The 1,846-nt window shown below is 54.6% G+C and carries 1 protein-coding gene and 2 pseudogenes; all 3 read right to left on the bottom strand.

All coding sequences use genetic code 11. From position 1 onward, the window contains the following. A pseudogene (locus Q0362_RS00780) lies at positions 1-225 on the bottom strand (N-acetyl-gamma-glutamyl-phosphate reductase); the annotation flags it as partial. 64 nt (positions 226-289) lie between these two features. Next, entirely contained in the window at positions 290-667 is a 378-nt protein-coding gene (locus tag Q0362_RS00775; protein WP_298118698.1) for a hypothetical protein, read from the bottom strand. Between the two features lie 5 nt (positions 668-672). Continuing rightward, a pseudogene (locus tag Q0362_RS00770) lies at positions 673-1,846 on the bottom strand (phenylalanine--tRNA ligase subunit beta); the annotation flags it as partial.

The following is a 1,846-nucleotide window of genomic DNA, read 5'->3' as shown; positions in this document are numbered from 1 at the left end:
GGCCAAGAAGACAACATCATGACCAGCAAGAATCTCAGCTGTGGTGTCTTTGAGCACAAGGTCGCCGTAGCTGCGCAGATGGGGTTGAACATCAACCAAACGCTGACCTGCATTGGAGTGTGCGGTAACTGTGCGCACCTCAAACTCGGGGTGTCCAGCGAGCAGGCGCAGGACCTCACCACCGGCGTAACCGCTGGCTCCAGCAATGGCAACCGAGTATGTCATTAGATAACTCTATCTAAAACCTTCAACCAGTTATTGAGGTTTGGGAAGGGTGTGGTGAAGAAAACTAGTTTCTCCCGAAGAGTGTTCCCACCGCAAAGAAACCTGTTTTGGCCACAAGCAAGCCAACTAACAGAACCGATATACCAACACTGGGGGACAAAAGAATGACGATTGCTGGATAGACAGTCACATGAAAGATCACAAAAACCCAGCGATTTGTTCTTGTTTGTTCACGCCATGCCTGATGTAGCCCCTCATTGGAGGTACTCATCAGTCCTGAGCCAATATCCCACGCAAGTAGGGCAAGCAGGATGTTTTTCCAGCTATCCACTCCCCCGATGATGAGAACAGTGCTGGCCAGTATTGCCCCAACAAACAACATCAAGACGACATTGATGGGCTTCGCGTTGAAGCCAACCAAGAGTTGCCAGGTTTTATTCACCGGAGTTAGTCGCGGATTGTTGCACCGAAGCGTGATGCGGCGAGCGCAACACCAGCTTCCTTGGAAGCTGTGGCTTCCGCAGCAGTCAGTGTGCGGTCATCTGCGCGGAATCGCAAGGCGAAGGTCAGTGAACGCTGTCCTTCTGGAATTCCTGTGCCTTGGTAGACATCCACGAGAGTTGCTGTTTCCAGCAGTTCTCCCGCACCTTCCACCACTGCAGCAAGAACATCTGCTGCAGGAATGGAGTCTGCGACAACAAGAGAGAGGTCTTGGGTTGCAGCAGGCATGGTCTTGACATCCACAGCCACGTGAGGAACACCAGCAGCATCCGTCACAGCATCCAGGTTCAATTCGAATGCAGCAACCGTGCGTGGCAGGTGTGCGTCTTCAGCCACGGAAGGCAGGAGTTCACCGGCATATCCGATAACAGCATCACCGAGCAGCAATTCTGCAGTACGACCGGGGTGGAATGCCTTGTGGCTTCCTTGGCGAACAGCGATCTGAATGCCAGCACCGAGAGCAATCTGCTGAACAGCGGCGAGCGCGTCCTGCCAGTCATAAGCAACGGCCTTCTGGCCAACTTGCTTAGAGATGGCATCTCCCACGAACAAACCAGAGATGTAGCGAGGCTGTGGTGGAATACCGGCATAGAGCTTGGCTTCCACGTCAGGTGCGGGACGAACTCCACCAGCAACGATGTCCTGACCATATGTCTTTCCCTGCTCGGGAAGGAATACCAGACCAGTCTCGAACAGTGCCAAATCAGTCAGTCCGCGTGAACGGTTACGGGCAGCGGTGCCAATCAGGCCGGGAAGTAGCGATGTACGCATCCAACCCTGGGTTGCATCCAAAGCGTTAGCAAGGCGAACCTGAGGAACAGAGTTTTCGGTTGCCGAACCAAAAAGGTTGTTGGTCTCTTCATCAAAGAAGGGGTAACTCAGCACCTCGGTGTGACCTGTCGCTGCCAAGGTGTTTGAGACGCGGCGGCGCACGTCCTGGGCGACGGTGTAACCGCGTCCGGGAGGCGCCACAGGAAGAACTGCAGGAATCAAGTGGTAGCCGACAATACGGGCCACTTCTTCTGCCAGAGTCCACTTGTCTGTGAGATCAGGACGCCAGGTGGGTGGCGTGACAGAGAATGCCGTGCCTGACTTGGCGACAGCACACCCGATTTCCGTC

The organism is uncultured Aurantimicrobium sp. (genome assembly GCF_936931525.1).
Lineage (GTDB): Bacteria > Actinomycetota > Actinomycetes > Actinomycetales > Microbacteriaceae > Aurantimicrobium.
Note: the sequence above shows the minus strand (reverse complement) of the source record. Positions and strands in the feature narration are given on the sequence as shown.